The sequence below is a fragment of the Bradyrhizobium tropiciagri genome (genome assembly GCF_001189845.1).
Classification (GTDB): domain Bacteria; phylum Pseudomonadota; class Alphaproteobacteria; order Rhizobiales; family Xanthobacteraceae; genus Bradyrhizobium; species Bradyrhizobium tropiciagri.
Window position 1 is genome coordinate 144,621 of sequence record NZ_LFLZ01000013.1, and the last position, 16,153, is coordinate 160,773.

19 protein-coding genes are annotated in these 16,153 nt (G+C 63.3%); 9 read left to right on the top strand and 10 right to left on the bottom strand.

Annotation, left to right across the window (positions count from 1 at the left end):
• Positions 1-193: 193 nt before the first annotated feature.
• The 3 genes from AKN84_RS49950 to AKN84_RS13875 form a co-directional block, all read right to left on the bottom strand.
• Complete coding sequence (locus AKN84_RS49950; protein WP_283805512.1) at positions 194-325, bottom strand: hypothetical protein; 132 nt, start codon at positions 323-325, stop codon at positions 194-196.
• Positions 322-1,026 (bottom strand): transglutaminase domain-containing protein, encoded by a 705-nt coding sequence (locus tag AKN84_RS13870; RefSeq protein WP_050421249.1) that lies wholly within the window; start codon positions 1,024-1,026, stop codon positions 322-324. Before AKN84_RS13870 ends, AKN84_RS49950 begins: the two co-directional genes overlap by 4 nt.
• A gap of 85 nt (positions 1,027-1,111) precedes the next feature.
• Complete coding sequence (locus tag AKN84_RS13875; RefSeq protein ID WP_050421280.1) at positions 1,112-2,296, bottom strand: GNAT family N-acetyltransferase; 1,185 nt, start codon at positions 2,294-2,296, stop codon at positions 1,112-1,114.
• A 345-nt stretch (positions 2,297-2,641) separates the two neighbouring features.
• On the opposite strand from AKN84_RS13875, the gene AKN84_RS13880 reads away from it, so the two are divergent.
• Positions 2,642-3,391 (top strand): SDR family NAD(P)-dependent oxidoreductase, encoded by a 750-nt coding sequence (locus AKN84_RS13880; RefSeq protein ID WP_050421250.1) that lies wholly within the window; start codon positions 2,642-2,644, stop codon positions 3,389-3,391.
• Between the two features lie 78 nt (positions 3,392-3,469).
• Here the strand turns inward: AKN84_RS13880 and AKN84_RS13885 are convergent, their stop codons facing one another.
• Positions 3,470-3,901: a hypothetical protein gene (locus AKN84_RS13885; protein ID WP_244485082.1), complete on the bottom strand. Its 432-nt coding sequence runs from the start codon at positions 3,899-3,901 to the stop codon at positions 3,470-3,472.
• A gap of 179 nt (positions 3,902-4,080) precedes the next feature.
• Between AKN84_RS13885 and AKN84_RS13890 the strand changes: the two genes are divergently transcribed.
• The 4 genes from AKN84_RS13890 to AKN84_RS13905 all read left to right on the top strand — a co-directional run bounded on the left by AKN84_RS13890 (position 4,081) and on the right by AKN84_RS13905 (position 8,482).
• Positions 4,081-4,308 carry a hypothetical protein gene (locus AKN84_RS13890; RefSeq protein ID WP_035650624.1) on the top strand — a complete coding sequence of 76 codons (228 nt, stop codon included), beginning with the start codon at positions 4,081-4,083 and terminating at the stop codon, positions 4,306-4,308.
• 151 nt (positions 4,309-4,459) lie between these two features.
• Entirely contained in the window at positions 4,460-5,884 is a 1,425-nt protein-coding gene (locus AKN84_RS13895; RefSeq protein ID WP_050421252.1) for a caspase family protein, read from the top strand.
• A gap of 71 nt (positions 5,885-5,955) precedes the next feature.
• A complete protein-coding gene (locus tag AKN84_RS13900; RefSeq protein ID WP_050421253.1) occupies positions 5,956-7,989 on the top strand; it encodes a pyrroloquinoline quinone-dependent dehydrogenase in 2,034 nt (677 codons plus the stop codon).
• A gap of 199 nt (positions 7,990-8,188) precedes the next feature.
• Positions 8,189-8,482 carry an HdeA/HdeB family chaperone gene (locus AKN84_RS13905; RefSeq protein WP_050421281.1) on the top strand — a complete coding sequence of 98 codons (294 nt, stop codon included), beginning with the start codon at positions 8,189-8,191 and terminating at the stop codon, positions 8,480-8,482.
• Positions 8,483-8,538: 56 nt separating this feature from the next.
• On the opposite strand, the gene AKN84_RS13910 is transcribed toward AKN84_RS13905, so the two are convergent.
• Both AKN84_RS13910 and AKN84_RS13915 read right to left on the bottom strand, forming a co-directional pair.
• Positions 8,539-9,000 (bottom strand): PaaI family thioesterase, encoded by a 462-nt coding sequence (locus tag AKN84_RS13910; RefSeq protein WP_050421254.1) that lies wholly within the window; start codon positions 8,998-9,000, stop codon positions 8,539-8,541.
• Positions 9,001-9,043: 43 nt separating this feature from the next.
• A complete protein-coding gene (locus AKN84_RS13915) occupies positions 9,044-10,519 on the bottom strand; it encodes an amidase (protein WP_050421255.1) in 1,476 nt (491 codons plus the stop codon).
• 175 nt (positions 10,520-10,694) lie between these two features.
• On the opposite strand from AKN84_RS13915, the gene AKN84_RS13920 reads away from it, so the two are divergent.
• From AKN84_RS13920 to AKN84_RS13930, 3 genes are all read left to right on the top strand, one after another.
• Complete coding sequence (locus AKN84_RS13920; protein ID WP_050421256.1) at positions 10,695-10,826, top strand: hypothetical protein; 132 nt, start codon at positions 10,695-10,697, stop codon at positions 10,824-10,826.
• Between the two features lie 74 nt (positions 10,827-10,900).
• Positions 10,901-11,203, top strand: coding sequence for a hypothetical protein (locus AKN84_RS13925; protein WP_050421257.1), 303 nt, complete (start codon positions 10,901-10,903; stop codon positions 11,201-11,203).
• Between the two features lie 98 nt (positions 11,204-11,301).
• Complete coding sequence (locus AKN84_RS13930) at positions 11,302-11,532, top strand: hypothetical protein (RefSeq protein WP_050421258.1); 231 nt, start codon at positions 11,302-11,304, stop codon at positions 11,530-11,532.
• A 53-nt stretch (positions 11,533-11,585) separates the two neighbouring features.
• Here the strand turns inward: AKN84_RS13930 and AKN84_RS13935 are convergent, their stop codons facing one another.
• Positions 11,586-11,792 (bottom strand): hypothetical protein, encoded by a 207-nt coding sequence (locus AKN84_RS13935; protein WP_050421259.1) that lies wholly within the window; start codon positions 11,790-11,792, stop codon positions 11,586-11,588.
• A 1,781-nt stretch (positions 11,793-13,573) separates the two neighbouring features.
• Between AKN84_RS13935 and AKN84_RS13945 the strand changes: the two genes are divergently transcribed.
• Positions 13,574-14,035, top strand: a complete 462-nt coding sequence (locus AKN84_RS13945) for a hypothetical protein (protein WP_128970767.1) — start codon at positions 13,574-13,576, stop codon at positions 14,033-14,035.
• Positions 14,036-14,077: 42 nt separating this feature from the next.
• On the opposite strand, the gene AKN84_RS13950 is transcribed toward AKN84_RS13945, so the two are convergent.
• The 3 genes from AKN84_RS13950 to AKN84_RS48020 form a co-directional block, all read right to left on the bottom strand.
• Complete coding sequence (locus AKN84_RS13950; protein ID WP_050421263.1) at positions 14,078-14,425, bottom strand: hypothetical protein; 348 nt, start codon at positions 14,423-14,425, stop codon at positions 14,078-14,080.
• Between the two features lie 183 nt (positions 14,426-14,608).
• Positions 14,609-14,812, bottom strand: a complete 204-nt coding sequence (locus AKN84_RS13955) for a hypothetical protein (RefSeq protein ID WP_050421282.1) — start codon at positions 14,810-14,812, stop codon at positions 14,609-14,611.
• 80 nt (positions 14,813-14,892) lie between these two features.
• Positions 14,893-15,069: a hypothetical protein gene (locus AKN84_RS48020; RefSeq protein ID WP_167351847.1), complete on the bottom strand. Its 177-nt coding sequence runs from the start codon at positions 15,067-15,069 to the stop codon at positions 14,893-14,895.
• Positions 15,070-16,153: the final 1,084 nt, after the last annotated feature.

Genomic DNA, 16,153 nt, shown 5'->3' on the forward strand with positions numbered 1-16,153 from the left:
GGACTAGTGGCGGCAGAAAGCCCCACCCGACGTTTCCGTCCGATGGGGCTTTCAAGGCAAGGGCATGCGCCGCCTGAGAAACAGCGCTCCGGAACGCTAGAAGGGCCAGCTGACACCAATCTGACGGCGAGCTCGATTGTTTCTTGATGTGTCTGCATGGCTACGAAAGGGTAAACCGTCGGCTGCCTGCGCACTACGACAGCCAGGGCGGCATCAAGCTGCGTGATGCCGCCTCGTCCAGCACGGCAAATTGCTCCGCGTCGTTCTCGAACGCGGTGACCAATTCGGCCAGCCGGTCGAGTTCGGCAAGGGCGTCGACCTTCAAGACCTTGCCGGCCGGCGCTGCGTCGCGCCAGCTATCCCAATTGGACATTTGCCGGTTCGTGAGCGACAGCAAGTCGCGGTAGACATTGACGTGAAGAAACCACAGGCCGGTGGTTGCGGCATGCCCGAAGTCACCGGCCGCAACCGCGTTGCTCCTCGCCAGCCGCCAGCCTGCGACGCCGTCAGAAATGCATCGCGCGGCAGGTTCGCACAGTCGAACGGGATCTGCTGTCGGTCGATCTGAAGCGCATCGAGCTGTGCGTCGGCCTGCAGCCAGCGTTCGTCGGCTGGTGACCAATATTCGCAGATCCAATGGTCGTGATAGATGTCGTCGCCGATGTAGGTAGCAAAGCCGCAGCGGACCCGCGCCGCGATCGATCGGCTTCGCAGCATGCTGCACAGCAGGAGCGCGTAGTCGCGACAGGTACCGAACGTGCGACGGCGCGGCGGGCGTGCCGCGGTGAGCGATCCGGCGAACGACGCCTGGATCGATTTCAACCGATCCGAGACCGGCTGGGTTTGCCTGATCATCGGCGTGTCAGGCGGGATGCCGTAGAGCTCCGCCAGGGCGACATGAACGATCAGCCCCGAGACGACCTCGCGCAGGTCTGGGATCGTCTTCGGCAAATCATCATATGCGCTGGCCAACTCGCCCGGGTCGGTCAACGCGTCCTGCCGGACGTAGCATTGCTGGATCGTCACGTTCCCGCCAGATCACGACGTCATCGGCTCACGGCCGCCATGCGCAGCCTATCGATCCGTGCCGGCTCGCGTAAGAGGGGTCGTGTTATGCGGGCTTGCCGCGCCGGCTGCGGATGAAGCGGACGGCGCTGCGCGCGGCCTCGTAGCCGACATTGTTCAGGGTCAGCGCGGCATGAATGGCGGCGACCAGCGGATCGCGGCGCCGCAGCGGCAGCAGCACGTCGCCGATCGCGAAGCGGCCGCGCCATATCGGGTCGATCATGGGGTGGCCGGGCGCGGCGGTGGAATCGGCCGAATTGATCGCAGGATCGGCGCAGAGATGGCGCGTCAGCTCCAGCGTCAACTGCGCGCCAGGCGAATGCTTCGCAAAGCGCTCGTCGATGCCGATCTTGAAGAAGAAGGCGCGGTCCTGGTGCCGCACCACGATGCCGCCGGCGACCGGGGCGCCGCCCGCATGCAGCGTGACGATCTCGCAGCGGCCGGCTTCGGCCAGCGCCGCGGTGGCGCGGCGAATGAAGGCCGCGTCGCCGGCATGCTGGCTGAGCGCGGTGCCGCGCTGGCCCTTCCAGCCACCGGCTTCGAGCGTGAGGAACGTCTCGAGCGCAGCCGCGACGGCACGCGACGTACGCGCGACATCGAAGCGCACCGCGCCGTGGTCGGACAGGCGATGGCGCTGGCGCCGCAGCTCCTTCAGCTTCTTGGGCCCGAGCGCGTCGCGCAGCAATTCGTCGGCATCACGCGTCGCATCGAGCTGCGCGCGCTGATAGGTGCTCAGCAGGCGCGGCTGCAAACCGTCCCTTGCGAGCACCATGCGGATCGCCGCCATGGCCGGGCCTTCCAGCGACATGGTGCGCAGGATCAGCGCATGCGCGCCCGCATCGCGCGCCTGCTGCAACATCTTGCCGGCGGCCTGCTCAGCGGCGTCGCGATCCAGCAGCGGCGTGCACAGCGTGCCATAGGGTTCGGCACCGACCAGTGCGGGCAAGGGGATCCGATAGATTCGCCGAAACGGCACGACCGGCAACAGTCCGATCAATTGCCCGGCATCGCCGGCGGCGCTGAGCAGCGATGCGCCGGTGCGGCCGCGCGCGGAGGCGTCGACCGCCAATTCCCAGTCCGCCTGATAGTAGCCATTGGGCTCGATCGCGCGCTCGGCCAACGCGCGCCATGCGCCGACCGGCGCCGCTGACAGCGGCGGCAACGCGCGATCGTCCGTGGCATCCTTGCGCGATGCACGGCGGATCATCGCCTGGTCAGCAATATCGGCCACGTCCCTGTTTCCCCGGTCCGCGAGGCTGATCGGCCTTGCGTTCATCGAGGGCAACGCTAGCGGAAAGAAATGGAAAATGCCGTTGGGGCCATCCGGCAATTCGAGCGATCATGTTAACGGCGCGTTCAGCATATGGCGCAGGGCGATCGCACCATCGCGGTGACCGACCGGCACGCAGTCGCGCGAATATGATGGTCCCGCAAGAAAACGCATCACCTGGAACGCCTATCGTCCGGATCATTTTTGCACCACCGCTGTGCGCATGTCCGCACTAAGCGGCCGATGCAGGCGCGCCTACCTGCAAGGTCCCCGGACGATCCGGGTGTGCAAACCCAGGGAATTGATATGTCGAGATTGGAAGGCAAGGTCGCGGTGATCAGCGGCGGCAACAGCGGCATCGGGCTAGCCATCGCGCAGCGCTTCGTGACGGAAGGCGCGCATGTGTTCATCTTCGGCCGGCGCCAGGACGCGCTCGACAAGGCGGCGAAGCTGATCGGCGGCGGTGTCACCGCGATCCAGGCGGACGCGTCCAGTCTCGAAGACCTCGACCGCGTCGCAGGGACCGTTCGAAAGGCCAAAGGCAGGGTGGACACGGTGGTCTCCAACGCCGGCTTCACCGAACAGGTGCCGCTCCGCGACATTACGGAGGAGCACTACGACCGCACGTTCAACCTGATGGCCAAGGGACCGCTGTTCCTGGTGCAGAAGATGCTACCGATGATGGGCGGCGGCGGATCGATCATCCTGGTGTCGTCGGCGATGCACTATATGGGCCTGGCAAACCACTCGACCTATGCGGCAACCAAGGCCGCGGTGCGCTCATATGTCCGGACCTGGGCGGCCGAGTTCAAGGACAGCGGCATCCGCGCCAACCTGCTCAGCCCCGGCCCCGTCGATACGCCGATCATGGACTCCCAGGCGTCGACACCCGAGGAAGCCGCCGCGATCCGCAAGATGTATTCCAACTACACGCCGATGCTGAGAATCGGGCGTCCGGAGGAATTGGCCGCAGCAGCCGTCTTCCTCGCCTCGGACGAGAGCTCGTTCATGACCGGCTCAGACATGGTCGTCGACGGCGGCGTCAGCAACGTCTGATCCGCGAACCGGACCTTTCCCGTAGCGGCACCTGATCCAGGCGCGGGCTAGGATTGGCGGGCCGGGGCCGAGAATGCGCTAGGGTTTCGCGCTCCGCGGCGTTTCCACCGCAACGGTGCTCTCGACCGGCTCATAAGTCTCGGTCACGCAATTGTCGTCGGCTTCCGCCTGCCGACGATCGAAGATCGCGCCTTCACTGATGAAGACGCGATAAGTCTGCGTCCCCAGCGGCTTGCCGATGACAGATGTCAGTTCGGCGCGCACGCAGGCGGTCCAGCCGGTGCCGCGCGGGTCGTGCAGCGGCGCGGAGACCCGCACATGCGACGGCCGCGAGCCCGCGGTGAACACTGAATCCAGCTTGCCCGCGACCAGCCGCTTGATATCCGGAGGCGTCTCGAGCGGCGCCGGCTCGCTGGCCTTGACCTTCAACATCTCCGGCCACACCGCGTGGCTATCCGCCAGCCCGCAGCCGCTCAACATGAAGGCGGCGCCGGCCAGCAGCGCCGCCACGTGTACCTGTCCTTGTCCCATCGAGCGTATTTAATGTGCCGTCGCCAAGATTGCGCCCCCCTGGTGGGCTGAATTCGCATCGCGCGACGCTTTGTCGATCAACAAACGTCGAGCGACAAGTTATCTTCGGGTAGAGGTGTTGCCGGATGTTTCTACGGCGGCGGGGGAGAGAGACTGACATGAAAAGCTTCACGGTTGCTGCAGTCATTCTGGCGCTGATCGCGACACCGACCCTGGCCCAGGGCCGGCGAGGCGGCGGAGGCGACGACAGGAAGACGGAGCAGAAGCCCAAGATCGACGAGAAGGCCTACAAGGCCGCGCTCGATCGTATCCCCGAGCCCAAGGAGAAATACGATCCCTGGGGCGTCACCAAGCCGGCCGCCGATCCGGCCAAGAAACCGAAGTAGTCAGCTGAACTAGCCGCTCATCGGTGGCTCATCGGGTCCCTGCGGTGTCTCGACATAATAATCGACGTCGGCGGCAGCACATTGCCGCGCGGCATGAACCTTCACCTGACGGCTTTCGACCCATCTCCGATGTCATTTGTCGGAGGCCGCCATGCTTCGCCGTTCGCTCCTCAGCCTGATCGTTCCGGCCGCGATCCTGTTCGGTGCCGTGCCGGCATCGGCGGAAAGCCGCCTGGCGCTGGTGATCGGGCAGTCCGCCTACAAGTCGGTGCCCGCGCTGCCCAATCCGGCCAACGACGCCAAGGCTATGTCGCAGATGTTGACGGATGCCGGATTTGTGGTGACGACGGCATCGGATCTGTCCCAGGATGAGATGCGCGCCCGGATCAGCGATTTCGCCGGGCAAGTGGCGGCGAAGGGCGCCGACACCGTGGCGCTGGTGTTCTATGCCGGGCATGGCCTGCAAATCGATGGCGAGAACTATCTGGTGCCGGTCGACGTCGATCCGAAGCGTGAGGCCGACATCCCGATCCAGGCGGTTCGTCTCAACGACATCCTGAATACGCTGACCTCGGTGCCGAGCCGGATGCGCATCGTGCTGCTCGATGCCTGCCGCAACAATCCCTTCCCCGAACTCGGCAAGACCGCGGGGCACGGGCTTGCCATCATCGACGCCAAGGTCGGCGCGCCCGGCACCTTCGTGTCGTTCTCGACGTCACCGGGCGCCGAGGCCGAGGACGGCAGCGGCGCCAACAGCCCCTATACGACCGCCTTGCTGGCTTCGGCGAAGGAGCCGGGGATCCCGATCGAGGATACGTTCAAGCGCGTTCGTCTTGCCGTGAACAAGGCGACCGATGGCCGCCAGACACCGTGGGACTCCTCATCGCTCACCGACGACTTCCGCTTCATGGCAGGTCCATCATCCTCGCCCGCGGCCACGCCGGCGCCGGCCGCGACCAAGCGCACCGTCGACGAGTGGAAGCGCGAATTGCAGGGCAAGCCGATCGAGGCTGCAAACGAACTGATCGTGGTTGATGGCACCGACCAAGCCTATGAAGCCTTCGCCGCGATCTTCGCCGGCACGCCGCGCGGCCTGCAGGCGCGCGACTGGCTCGACCGGCATCGCCGCATGGTGGCGTGGAACGACGCTGTTCTCGCCAACACCGCGGCGGCCTATCGCAGTTTCCTCGTGCTGAATCCCGACAGCGATCTCACGGCCACCGCGCGCAAGATGATCGAACGGTTGCGTTACCGTCCCGACCTGACGCCGGCCACAGCGCTCAGCGTGCCCGCGACCAATGTCGCGCTGGCGGCGCCGACGTGTCCCTGCAACGCCGCGCCGCCGGAGCAGCAGAAGGCCGCCGCGCCGGCGAAGAAGCGCGCCGATCCCGATCCGCCGCGGCGTGCAGGCAAGCGTCCGCCGCGCGTCGTGGTCGAGGATGACGTCGTCGTGGTGCGCCGGCCGCCTCCGGCCGTGGTCTACGAGCCTGTCGGACCGCCGATCGGAATCGGGATTGGCATCCGCGGCGGCTATCGCGGCAATTATGGCGGCGGCTATCACAGGGGTGGATACTGAGGCGCCAATCGCGTAAAGGCTTTCCCGCATGAGATGCGGCGTCCAATGATCGCATCTTGCGGGAGGACGCAATGCGGTCCCTGTTTCGCCTGCTCGCCGCTCTGGTGCTTTGCGTGCAACCGGTGCTCGCCTGGGAGTATTGGGGCGGAGACCGCGGGGGACAACGCTTCTCGCCGCTGACGCAGATCACGGCGGACAATGTCGGCACGCTGGTGCGCGGCTGGGAATTCCGCACCGGCGATCTCGACGCTCGCCCGCCCGAGGTCATGAAGCGCACCAAGTTCGAGGTGACGCCGCTGTTCGTCGAGGACAGCCTGATCTTCTGCACGCCGTTCAACGAAGTGATCGCGCTCGATCCCGGCACCGGCGCGCAGAAATGGCGTTTCGATCCGAAGATCAGCATGGCGCAGCGGCCGGCCAACCGCTTCGTCTGCCGCGGCGTCGCGCACTGGACGGATGATCGTGCGGCCGAAGGCGCGGCCTGCAAGTCACGCATCTTCACCGGCACCAATGACACGCGCCTGATCGCGCTCGATGCCAGGACCGGCAAGCCCTGCGCCGATTTCGGCAATGGCGGCGAGATCAAGATCGATGCCGGCATGAAGCTGGAATGGCCGGGCGAATTTCAGATCACGTCGGCGCCGGTGACCGGCCGCGGCGTGGTCGTGGTCGGGTCCGCGATCGGCGACAACCGGCGGGTCGACGCGCCGGTCGGCGCGGTACGCGCGTTCGATGCACGGACCGGCCAGCCGCGCTGGACCTTCGATCCGCTGGTGCACGACAGCGTCGAGGCCGGCCACAGCAATGTCTGGGCGCCGATGTCGGTGGACGAGGAGCGGGGCCTGGTGTTCCTGCCGACGACATCGCCAAGTCCCGATTTCTGGGGCGGCAAGCGCCCCGGCAATGACGAGCACGCCAATTCGGTGGTCGCGCTGCGGATCGAGACCGGCGAGCTCGCCTGGGCCTTCCAGACCGTGCATCACGACGTCTGGGACTACGACCTGCCGGCGCAGCCGACGCTGGCGCGGATCGACACCGGCAACGGCATGCGTGACGTCGTGATCCAGCCGACCAAGCAAGGCTTTGTATTCGTGCTTGATCGCGATACCGGCGAGCCGGTGTGGCCGGTCGAGGAACGCGCGGTGCCACAGAACGGCGCCGAGGGCGAGAAGCTGTCGCCGACGCAGCCGTTTCCGACCCATGTGCCGCCATTGCTGACGCAGCGCATGACGGTCGATGATGTCGGCGGCATGCTGCCGGGCGTCGGCAGCGCGGCGTGCGAGAAGCTGTTCGCGCAATCCCGCAATGAGGGGCTCTACACGCCGCCGTCGACGCAAGGCACGATCGTCTATCCGATGACCGGCGGCGGCGTGAACTGGGGCAGCGCGGCGTTCGATCCGGTCAACCAGATCCTGCTCGCCAATGTCAGCCATGCGGCGCATATCATTACCTTGATTCCGCGCGACCAGGCCAAGGGCTTCAATCCGCCGTCCGGCCATGATTTCGGCCAGCAGCAGGGCGCACCGTTTGCGATGTCGCGGGCACTGGCGAGCACGGAGGTTGGCTCGCCATGCAACAAGCCGCCATGGGGCGAGACGGTGGCGGTCGATCTCAAGGCCGGCAAGGTGCTCTGGCATTCGACAGTCGGCACCAGCGAGGATCTCGCGCCGCTCGGCATCGCGCTCAATACCGGCACGCCGCTGCTCAGCGGCGTCGCGATCACCGCGGGCGGACTGGTGTTCACCGGCGCGATGGACGCCTATCTGCGCGCGTTCGATGTCAAGTCGGGAAAGCAATTGTGGCTCGGCCGGCTTCCGGTGCCGGGCGTCGCCAATCCGATGACCTATCTGTGGAAGGGCGAGCAGTATGTCGTGATCGGCGCCGGCGGCCATTCCGAAGGCGGCACATCGATCGGCGACAGCGTGGTGGCATTTCGCCTGCCGCGCCAGGGCGAGAGCGCTTCGCTGTGGACGCGCTTGATCGATCGTCCCGGCGGACGGTTCGTGCTCAAGGTGATCGAGGTTGCTTTGACGCTGATCGCGCTGACTGCGCTCATCGTGCTGCTGCGACGCAGGCGGCGGGGCCGTCGCGCAAACGCGGTGTAGTTCAGCGGCGCGCGCGTTGCGCCGCTGCATGACAAATCGGCGACATCGCTTCTCAATCCGTGCATCGAAACGACGTGCAGACGAACGCGCGCGATGTCATGCTTGCGCTCGCCGCGACGCTTCGCCTACGAGGTCGCGACGGACGCGCTGGGCTTCCAGCGAGCTGTTCATTTCAGATCATTTGCCCATGGAGATTGCGATGAAGATCACTGCCTCGATCATGCTTGCCGCCGCGCTCGCGCTGTCGTCCGCGCCGGCTAGCGCCACCGTCCTCGATCTCTCGACCATGACCTGCAAGCAGTTCGTTGAAGGCGGCGATGACACCATCAAGATGGTGCTGGTCTGGATGGACGGCTGGTACAAGGGCGATTCCGACGAGGCGATCATCGACACCGAGGTGTTTACCGAGAACGCCAAGAAGTTCGGCACCTATTGCGGAAAGAATCCGACCATCAGCATCGTCAACGCCGCCGAAGCCGTGCTCGGCAAGTAACGTTGCTTGAGCATGATCTCTTCGGAAAACCGCTTCGCACTTTTCCGGATCATGCTCTATCCCGGCAGCATCGCGAACGCGCTCGATACCATCGCCACCGGCTTGTTGTCGGTGGCAGAGGACAGCGTGACGCGGCCGAAGCTCATGGTGCGGCCGAGCCGGACCACGCGGGCGTCGGCCAGCACGTCGGAGGCGGTCACCGCGCGCATAAAGTGCGTGGTCTGGTCGACCGTCGTCATCGGGCGATAGCCCTTGTTGGCCGCGAGGTTGGCGAGCACCATCGCGGTGTCGGCGAACGCCATCAGGGCCTGGCCGCAGACGATGCCGCCATTACGGCACAGCCGCTCCGAGAACGGCATGCGCAGGATGGCGCCGGGCTGCCAATCGGCAGCGTTGCCGGGCGGCGGCGTGAACTCGAACTGCTCGATCGACAGATTGAGATCCTGCACCCACGGCGCAAAGACGTCGCCGAGCACCCGTCGCGCCTCGTCGATCCCGAATTCACCGGCCTGCTGCATGACGTCCCGTTTCCCTGTTGATTTATTGTTCTCTACCTATCGCCTAGTTGCGCGTGACATGCACGCCCGGCGTCTGGCCGGCATTCCACTTGCCGTCGATCGCCCGCTCGATTTGGGCAGCGAGCTGCAGCAGGAGGCCGTCATCGGCCTGTTTTGCGATCGCCTGGATGCCGAGCGGCAAGCCGTGCTCGTTGGTCGCGAGCGGCAGCGAGATCGCCGGGATGCCGCAGAGATTGGCGAGCGGCGTGAAGGCGAAGTTGCGCCAGAGATTGCCGAACCAGTCCAGCACCGACGGATTGTCGCTGATGGTGAGATATTCCGTGGTGCCGACCTTCGGTGTCGGCAGCGCCGTGATCGGCGTCAGGATGATGTCCCAATCCTCGAAGAACGTGCCGAAGCCGCGCGCCGTCGTGTTGAACACGGCCTGCATGCGGGCGCGATCGGCGAAGCTAAAGTCGCGGCCATGCTCCCAGATGCGGATGTTGATCGGCTCGATCAGGTCCGCCGGCGGCCGCTCGAGGCCGCGCGCCGCGAGCATGTTGCCGATCACGACGGCGAAATTGCTGATGTAGCAGGTGGTCTGCGCCGCGAAGGCTTCCGCGTAGTCGAGCGACGGCAGTGCGTAATCGACCTGATGGCCGAGACCTTCGAGGAAGCGTCCGACCCGCTCGAGCTCGGCGGCGATATGCGGCGTCGCGCGATAGTCGCCCCAGGTGTGCGACAACGCGATCTTGAGCCGGCCGGGGTCGCGCGCGATCATTGCTGTATACGGCTCCGGCGGGGTCCAGAACGGCATGAACTCGCCGGGCGCAGGTCCGCGGCACGCATCGACGAAGGCTGCGGTGTCGCGCACCGAGCGCGACTGGCAGCCCTGGATCGAAACGAGGCCAGTGAGATCGGACAGATGCGGCGCGAGCGAGAACACGCCGCGTGATACTTTCAGTCCGATATTGCCGTTGACGCCGGCGGGAATCCGGATCGAGCCGCCGCCATCGGTCGCATGCGCGATCGGCACCGCGCCGGCGGCGACCATCGCCGCACTGCCGGCCGACGATCCGCAGGTGGTGTAGTCGGTATTCCAGGGATTGCGCGTGACATAGACCGCGGGGTTTTCGGCCGAGCTGCAGACCCCGAACTCCGGCGTCGTGGTGCGGCCGATCAAATTGAGGCCGGCCTTGCGCAGTTTCGTGGTCAGGAAGGTGTCGGCTGCGGCGCGGTTGCCGCGCATCATCAGCGAGCCCATTTCCTGCAACCGTCCCTTCAAGGTGGGGCCGAGGTCCTTCATCAGGAAGGGCAGGCCGGCGAACGGGCCGTTGAGGTCGGCGCCATCGCGCGCGGGATCTGCGATCACGTCGTCGAACAGCTCGACCACGCCCGACAGCCTGGGATCGACCTTGGCGACGGCGCCGGCTGCCTGCGCCGCCAGCTCCCGCGGCGTCAGCTCGCCATTGCGGACGCGCTCGGCGAGCGCCGTCCCGTCATGCCGCGTCCATTCGTCCCAGCTCATCGCCAAAGTCATGTCGTCGATTCCTTTTCTGCTTTGTTGCGCACTGTAATTTGCAGAGCCGCCCGGTCAAACCGTCGCGCGTGCGCTACGTTCCGAGGCGCATGCGCTGCGCTGCAAGCGCCGTGCCCGGCTTGAAAATGCCCCAGTTTCGGCGCCCAATTGCCCTTCGTCAGCGTTGGGGGCGTACATGTTCCGCAGGTTGGTGTTGCTGGGCGGCGTGATCGCGATCGGGCTTGCGCTTGGTGGTTGCACGCGATGCGGTCCGATCTGGGACGACTGGATGCAGTCGCCGAAATCCTGCAAGTCAGACCATCTCTAGGGCAGGGACGGGTGCGCTTGGCGGCAGCTTTCTTGCGGTGATATACCGCTGGCGAAAATGCAGGGAGCGTTGTGATGAGAGTTTTGTGCGCAGTTGCGGTCGCGGTGCTGCTGTCGGCGCCGGCCTATGCGCAAATGCCGAACGTCAATCTGATGCCTGAGGTCAAGACCAAGACCCAGGACGAGAAGGATCGGGACGCGGTCAACGACCGGGCCTACAAGGATTCGCTGAGCAAGATCCCGGATGCCAAGGGATCGTCCGATCCCTGGGGCGCGGTGCGCAGCGATGCGCCGAAGGCGGCCACCCACCCGGCCAAGCCGAAGACCAAGACCGGAAGCTCCGCGCAGCCCGCAGGCTCTGCGCAGCGCAGCCAATAAGCCCCGTTCGGGCCTGCTTCGCCGGCTCCCGCAGACTCGGATTTTCCCCGCGTCGCCCCTATATTGGGGGCGTCGTCAGTTGGTCCGGAGTTGCGGCAATGGTGTTTCGTCCGCGCGATCTCGCCAGCCGGATGGCTGCGCGGCGCAAGCCGGATGACGGCTATCTGCGCGAGACCTTCAGCCTGCCGCGCGATCAGGCCCGCCTGCGGGCGCGCGCCTTTCTCAAGCGCTATCCGAAGGCCGCCTATATGAGCGCGGTCGAGAGCTGGCGTGAGCTGCCCGGCGGCGAAATCGAGTTCACGATGCGGCGGCTGGCCAGCGCGGACTGACGCGCGCGGCCTGTTTGGCCGGTGCAGCGGAGCCGGTCGAAACCGGCTGCGCCTCAATCCCGATCGCTCTGCCCGCGGGGGCGTCCCAGCCCGAGATTGTTCAGCTCGCGGTCGATCCGCAGCTGCACGCGGCGGATCGCCAGGAGGTCGAGTTTCGCTTCGGTCTTGCCGGTGAAGACCCGGTCTCCGATCTGGAAACGCCATTTCCAGACGCCGGCCGTGACCTGCGTGACGCTGAATTCGACGCCCTTGTGAATCATCTGGAACGGTTCCGCGAAGGAATGGCGGTCCTCGATAATTAAACTAAAGGTTGTAGCAATAATTAACACCCGTAAAGCGATGTTGTGAACCGCGGTGCCCGTCCGGGCGCGGTTGTGGATCCCGAAGTGGATCCATCCGCCGGCGGCACGCCATGTCTCGCGGCGCGAAATCTGGCATTGGCCCCGGCGAGTCAATGTTACGAACTCTGGCGGAACCCGAGTCTTCCCATGAAGGCTACGTAGTTTTTTTGAGGGTCAGGAGGGGTACCAAGGTAGTATGCAGATTGTGCCAATCGCGCGCCGTCGTCTCCAAATCCGCCGGTAACTCGTTGATTATCCGGGGCACTTGGGGCGAGGGCGGATCCCCCTGCGCGCGGAACTTTGTTCTGGCCCGGAGAACTACGGATCGCGCCGGACCGCTATCCAAACGGTCCGAAAACTGGCTTACGCCGCGTTCCGGAGCGCTGACCTTTTCAGCCGATCGGATGGCGGACAGCACAACGCCGCCCGCTTGAAATAGCTGCGGACGGCGTTGGCCCTAGCCCCAGGAAAGGTGTGCAAAATCCTGATGGCTGGAAGTCTATACAATTTGTGCCAGAGGACATGTCCCAAATTGGCTATCACGGTGACCAACCCGAGTGGCTCGGCCTCGGCGTGCAGCAAGAACGGATGGCGTCCTATGGAAAATGATGGGGCTAGAACATTTACTATGCCGTCTCGGTAGTCCTACTGAGAACATCGGCCAGGCCGCGGTTTCCGTTCGCTCCATCCGATGCGAAGCGCGTGCAACCGGTGCCGTCCCTGTTGGGCACTCGCGGAGGGGACCCGGATACACCGGAATAGGAACGAGCGCAGCGCACTCCGAATTATCATCTGTTCGGGTGCTGTTCCTGCCGGGCAGCATCGGGACGATCAAAGTGCAACTCGGCCCCGGTTAGTGCCCACTCGCTGGGGCCGCTCCTTTACACCAGCGATCCGGAAGAGAGCAGCCGCGCGAACCCGAGGCGGCTGCGGGCAATGGCGTTTGGCCAGCCTGGCCAAAGCACTTCACGGTTCAAATTCGCGGGCAGCCAGAGAGCCGCGAACAAATTGGGCACCATCGAAATCTATATGCCTAGAAGCGTGCATAATTCTGCGGGCGTTTGGCACAAACTGCATATTGACTGATGGCCGTATAAAAAGCCGGCGACCGTTAGAACATCCCGTGATCGCCACACGGGCCGTGCGACCGAGAACATCGGCTAAGCCATGGTTTCCCTTTGCTTAATCCGAACGGCGAAATTCTCAAATCCAATTGCGGATCCGTGCGCTGAAATATGCTTAGCGCCTAAATCCTGGTGCTGTCCTAGTTAGGACACTCGCAGGAACGAATTAGGACACCCCGACCGTTAAGCATCCGGACGATTTGTTTACGTTTGATTCACTCAGGTTAATTGACTGGCTCGCGCTTTGATTCGATCATCCCGGCACTGGGCATGGCGGGTTTCATTAAGGACAATTTTTTAAGGCCCAGAGGGGCGCCTAATCATTGCATCGGCGGCTCGGCAAGGCTGGAATGAGGAACGGCCTCAGCATCACCTCCAAGGGGTGCTGGGGCCGTTTCTTTAGGCTGCTGATCTGGACGAGAGGAGCCGTGCGAACCGGCCCGCCTCTCTCTCTCTGACACGAACTTGGCGAGGATTTGGATGGGCTGCTTAGGCTCGGCCTCGTTCGCCAAAAACAGGTAGTAGCCGCCCCCGTCTACAGCGATCCCGTCGTCATTGGCTTGCTGGACTTCGCGTGTGGTGATGCAGTCAACGCAAATTACGGTTGCATTCGTTACTTCGATTGAAGCGCTGCGTCTGACGCTAAAGATGCTTGTCGATTCCAACATGGATTTCCAAAAGTTCAATGCGCAAGCGGGAATAGAGCATCTGCCGAAGGTGCATGCGATTGTCATGACGCATTGTGGCTGGAATCGGCAGAAGCCGAACAATCCCGATAGTTCGACGCGGTTCTTTATCGAACAAGCGCTAAACATCGCGAAAGAATACGCGCATGTGTTCTCGGAGTCGGATGTTAGCAAATGCTTCTACTTGCTGGACGACTTCCATTCGAGCGGTCGTATCAGCGGCAATCAACGAATCCCGCTGGCAAAATTGGAAAGTGGCAAAAAGTACATCGTGGAAGGTCAGCGATTGGAGGTTAACCCGTCGGTCGATCGCTATAAGCGCGAGATGGCGAACCTGTCAGCCGCCCTTTGAAATGAAAGAGGCCGCCAACTGAGGCGCCTCTCGGCGCGATAATCAAGATAGCTGTTGTTGCCGGACTTCTCCCGGTTTCATGTCCAACTCCGCTATATGCTCGGGGCTTAGCCGCCGTTCGACTAAGCTGGCTGCCCAGCCCTCCGGAATGACGTCAAGGACACGGTCCACCGCTTCATCCCGGTTCGTGACGGCCATCCAAATCTGCAAACTCCCGTCGTCTGTCGTGACCCGAACCAGGTGGACTTCAGGGTGGACGCCGTTTTTCTCAGCAAGTAGTTCCTCAATGAGTTGCTTGATTCCGTCGCTGGCGATCCGGTCCGTAACGCGAGACGCTAATCCTCGATAGTGGGCGATTTTCTCGTCGATTTTTTTGCATTTGTCGCACATTGCCGCGCCGTTGCGGTTGGGATGTGCTCGTCAACTAGCATAGGTTACCGCCGTTCCTCTCCTCTCGGATTTGAGAACGAGTTGTGAATCATCAAAATCTATGCGCCTAGAACGCGGAATAAGGCGAGGTTGGAAACAGGTCGGCGCCCGCAGAACAGGCCGCCAACTGAGGCGGCCTTACAGTCAGGTCTGCGATTGAAGGTTGGAGGCACGCAACCATTCGGTCATGCCCGCGCCGATTTCAGCTTGGCGTGCAAGCTTCAGCAGCGCCTCCTTTTCGGTACCTGGCTGTAGCGTCAGAGCCCGTTCACGTAGCTCATTGGCACGTCGGGCAAGCCTCTCTTCAAGTGAAAGCGTCTGCTTCACACGGCGACGTTTCGAACCCATTGCTTCCTTTCCCTCGTTCGGTTCCCTGCCCGGAACGGGGAGTTTAATTGTCAAGTGAATGTAAGGTTCCTGGGAGCGCATTAGCCAATGGGGCTAGAGCTGATCGCCCGTTCAACCTCGTCGGCCAGCGCGCGGTGGTGAGCCGCCAGTTTGGCGAACAGCTCTTTCTTGGTCGCGTTGGTCGCGAGCTTGCTGATTAGTTCGCACTCCTCAGCCTCAACCCGAAGCTTCTCCAAGTGCGCCTTCATGTCCTTCATCGGACTATTCCCCGCCTAAGCCTAGGCGGATCATCGCATCTGGAACTCTACGGGCAATATCGACTTTCGGAACTCCGTTCACCACCGAGAACGCCGGGAACTGGCACAAACTGCATAGTGAGTCTTATGGCCTCATTAGAGCTGATAGGGACGGCAGAACATTCCGTGATCGCCGCTTGGTAGTCCTACCGGGAACGTCCGCTAAGCCATGGCTTCCGTTCGCTTAATCCGAACTAGGACACTTCAAAAATCAATTTAGGACACAGGGGCTTAAATACAGACAGCACCGAAATCCTGGTACTGGCCGAAACAGGATAGCCTTCGCCGCCAACTGAGGCGGCCTCTCGAAACGCGCGTGATATTGCTTACCAGTGACGATGTCGCCACCCGTAGTGATGACCGCGACCTCTACCCCATCCATAGTGATGGCCGCGACCGCCGCGATGACCCCAACCGTGTCCGCCGCCATGACCATGGCCGCCCCTGACCTGAATTATTGCGCAATCTGAGTTTCCCAGCGCGCCGGGCGACGCAACGGGGAGCGCCGAAGCCGACACGATTGAAGATAGAATTAGGGTGCTGGCAGCAAATCCACTGAGCAGTAGCCGGTTCATCTCGCATTTTCCTCCGGTGTGGCGACCGGAGTAGGTAAGCTAGAAGGGCTTAAGGAGTTCCATGCTGTCGAACCGAAAGGGTTCCAGTCACGCCGTTGATCCAAGTCAATCCACCTGAGAATAGATCGAGACTCAGAGGAACTGATGGGTCCAGAACATCCGAAGGCCCTTCAGTAGTCCTACCGAGAACATCGGCTAAGGCTTTGGTTTCCATTTTGTAAAATCAAAACAGGCCACTCTGAAAATCAACTTAGGCCACTAGGCGATAAAACAGGCCAGCGCCTAAATCCTGGTACTGGCCGAAATAGGACACTCGCAAAACCAAAACAGGCCACTGGAACGGGCAGTGTCGGCGGACGTTTGCACCTCACGTCGGGCGTTGGTTGCCCCCCGCGCTCGGCGAGGCTGCACGGCGGCCCCAGCATCCCCCGCTGGGGCCGTCCTTTTTGGCCACTCGCAGATGTTTTCAC

Coding starts and splice junctions, on each gene's coding strand:
- AKN84_RS13935 (WP_050421259.1), bottom strand. CDS start 11,792: ATGATTCACAAGGGCGTCGAATTCAGCGTCACGCAGGTCACGGCCGGC.
- AKN84_RS13920 (WP_050421256.1), top strand. CDS start 10,695: ATGTTCCGCAGGTTGGTGTTGCTGGGCGGCGTGATCGCGATCGGGCTT.
- AKN84_RS13905 (WP_050421281.1), top strand. CDS start 8,189: ATGAAGATCACTGCCTCGATCATGCTTGCCGCCGCGCTCGCGCTGTCG.
- AKN84_RS13925 (WP_050421257.1), top strand. CDS start 10,901: ATGAGAGTTTTGTGCGCAGTTGCGGTCGCGGTGCTGCTGTCGGCGCCG.
- AKN84_RS13880 (WP_050421250.1), top strand. CDS start 2,642: ATGTCGAGATTGGAAGGCAAGGTCGCGGTGATCAGCGGCGGCAACAGC.
- AKN84_RS13915 (WP_050421255.1), bottom strand. CDS start 10,519: ATGACTTTGGCGATGAGCTGGGACGAATGGACGCGGCATGACGGGACG.
- AKN84_RS13930 (WP_050421258.1), top strand. CDS start 11,302: ATGGTGTTTCGTCCGCGCGATCTCGCCAGCCGGATGGCTGCGCGGCGC.
- AKN84_RS13955 (WP_050421282.1), bottom strand. CDS start 14,812: ATGGGTTCGAAACGTCGCCGTGTGAAGCAGACGCTTTCACTTGAAGAG.
- AKN84_RS13895 (WP_050421252.1), top strand. CDS start 4,460: ATGCTTCGCCGTTCGCTCCTCAGCCTGATCGTTCCGGCCGCGATCCTG.
- AKN84_RS13950 (WP_050421263.1), bottom strand. CDS start 14,425: ATGTGCGACAAATGCAAAAAAATCGACGAGAAAATCGCCCACTATCGA.
- AKN84_RS48020 (WP_167351847.1), bottom strand. CDS start 15,069: ATGAAGGACATGAAGGCGCACTTGGAGAAGCTTCGGGTTGAGGCTGAG.
- AKN84_RS13900 (WP_050421253.1), top strand. CDS start 5,956: ATGCGGTCCCTGTTTCGCCTGCTCGCCGCTCTGGTGCTTTGCGTGCAA.
- AKN84_RS13910 (WP_050421254.1), bottom strand. CDS start 9,000: ATGCAGCAGGCCGGTGAATTCGGGATCGACGAGGCGCGACGGGTGCTC.
- AKN84_RS13890 (WP_035650624.1), top strand. CDS start 4,081: ATGAAAAGCTTCACGGTTGCTGCAGTCATTCTGGCGCTGATCGCGACA.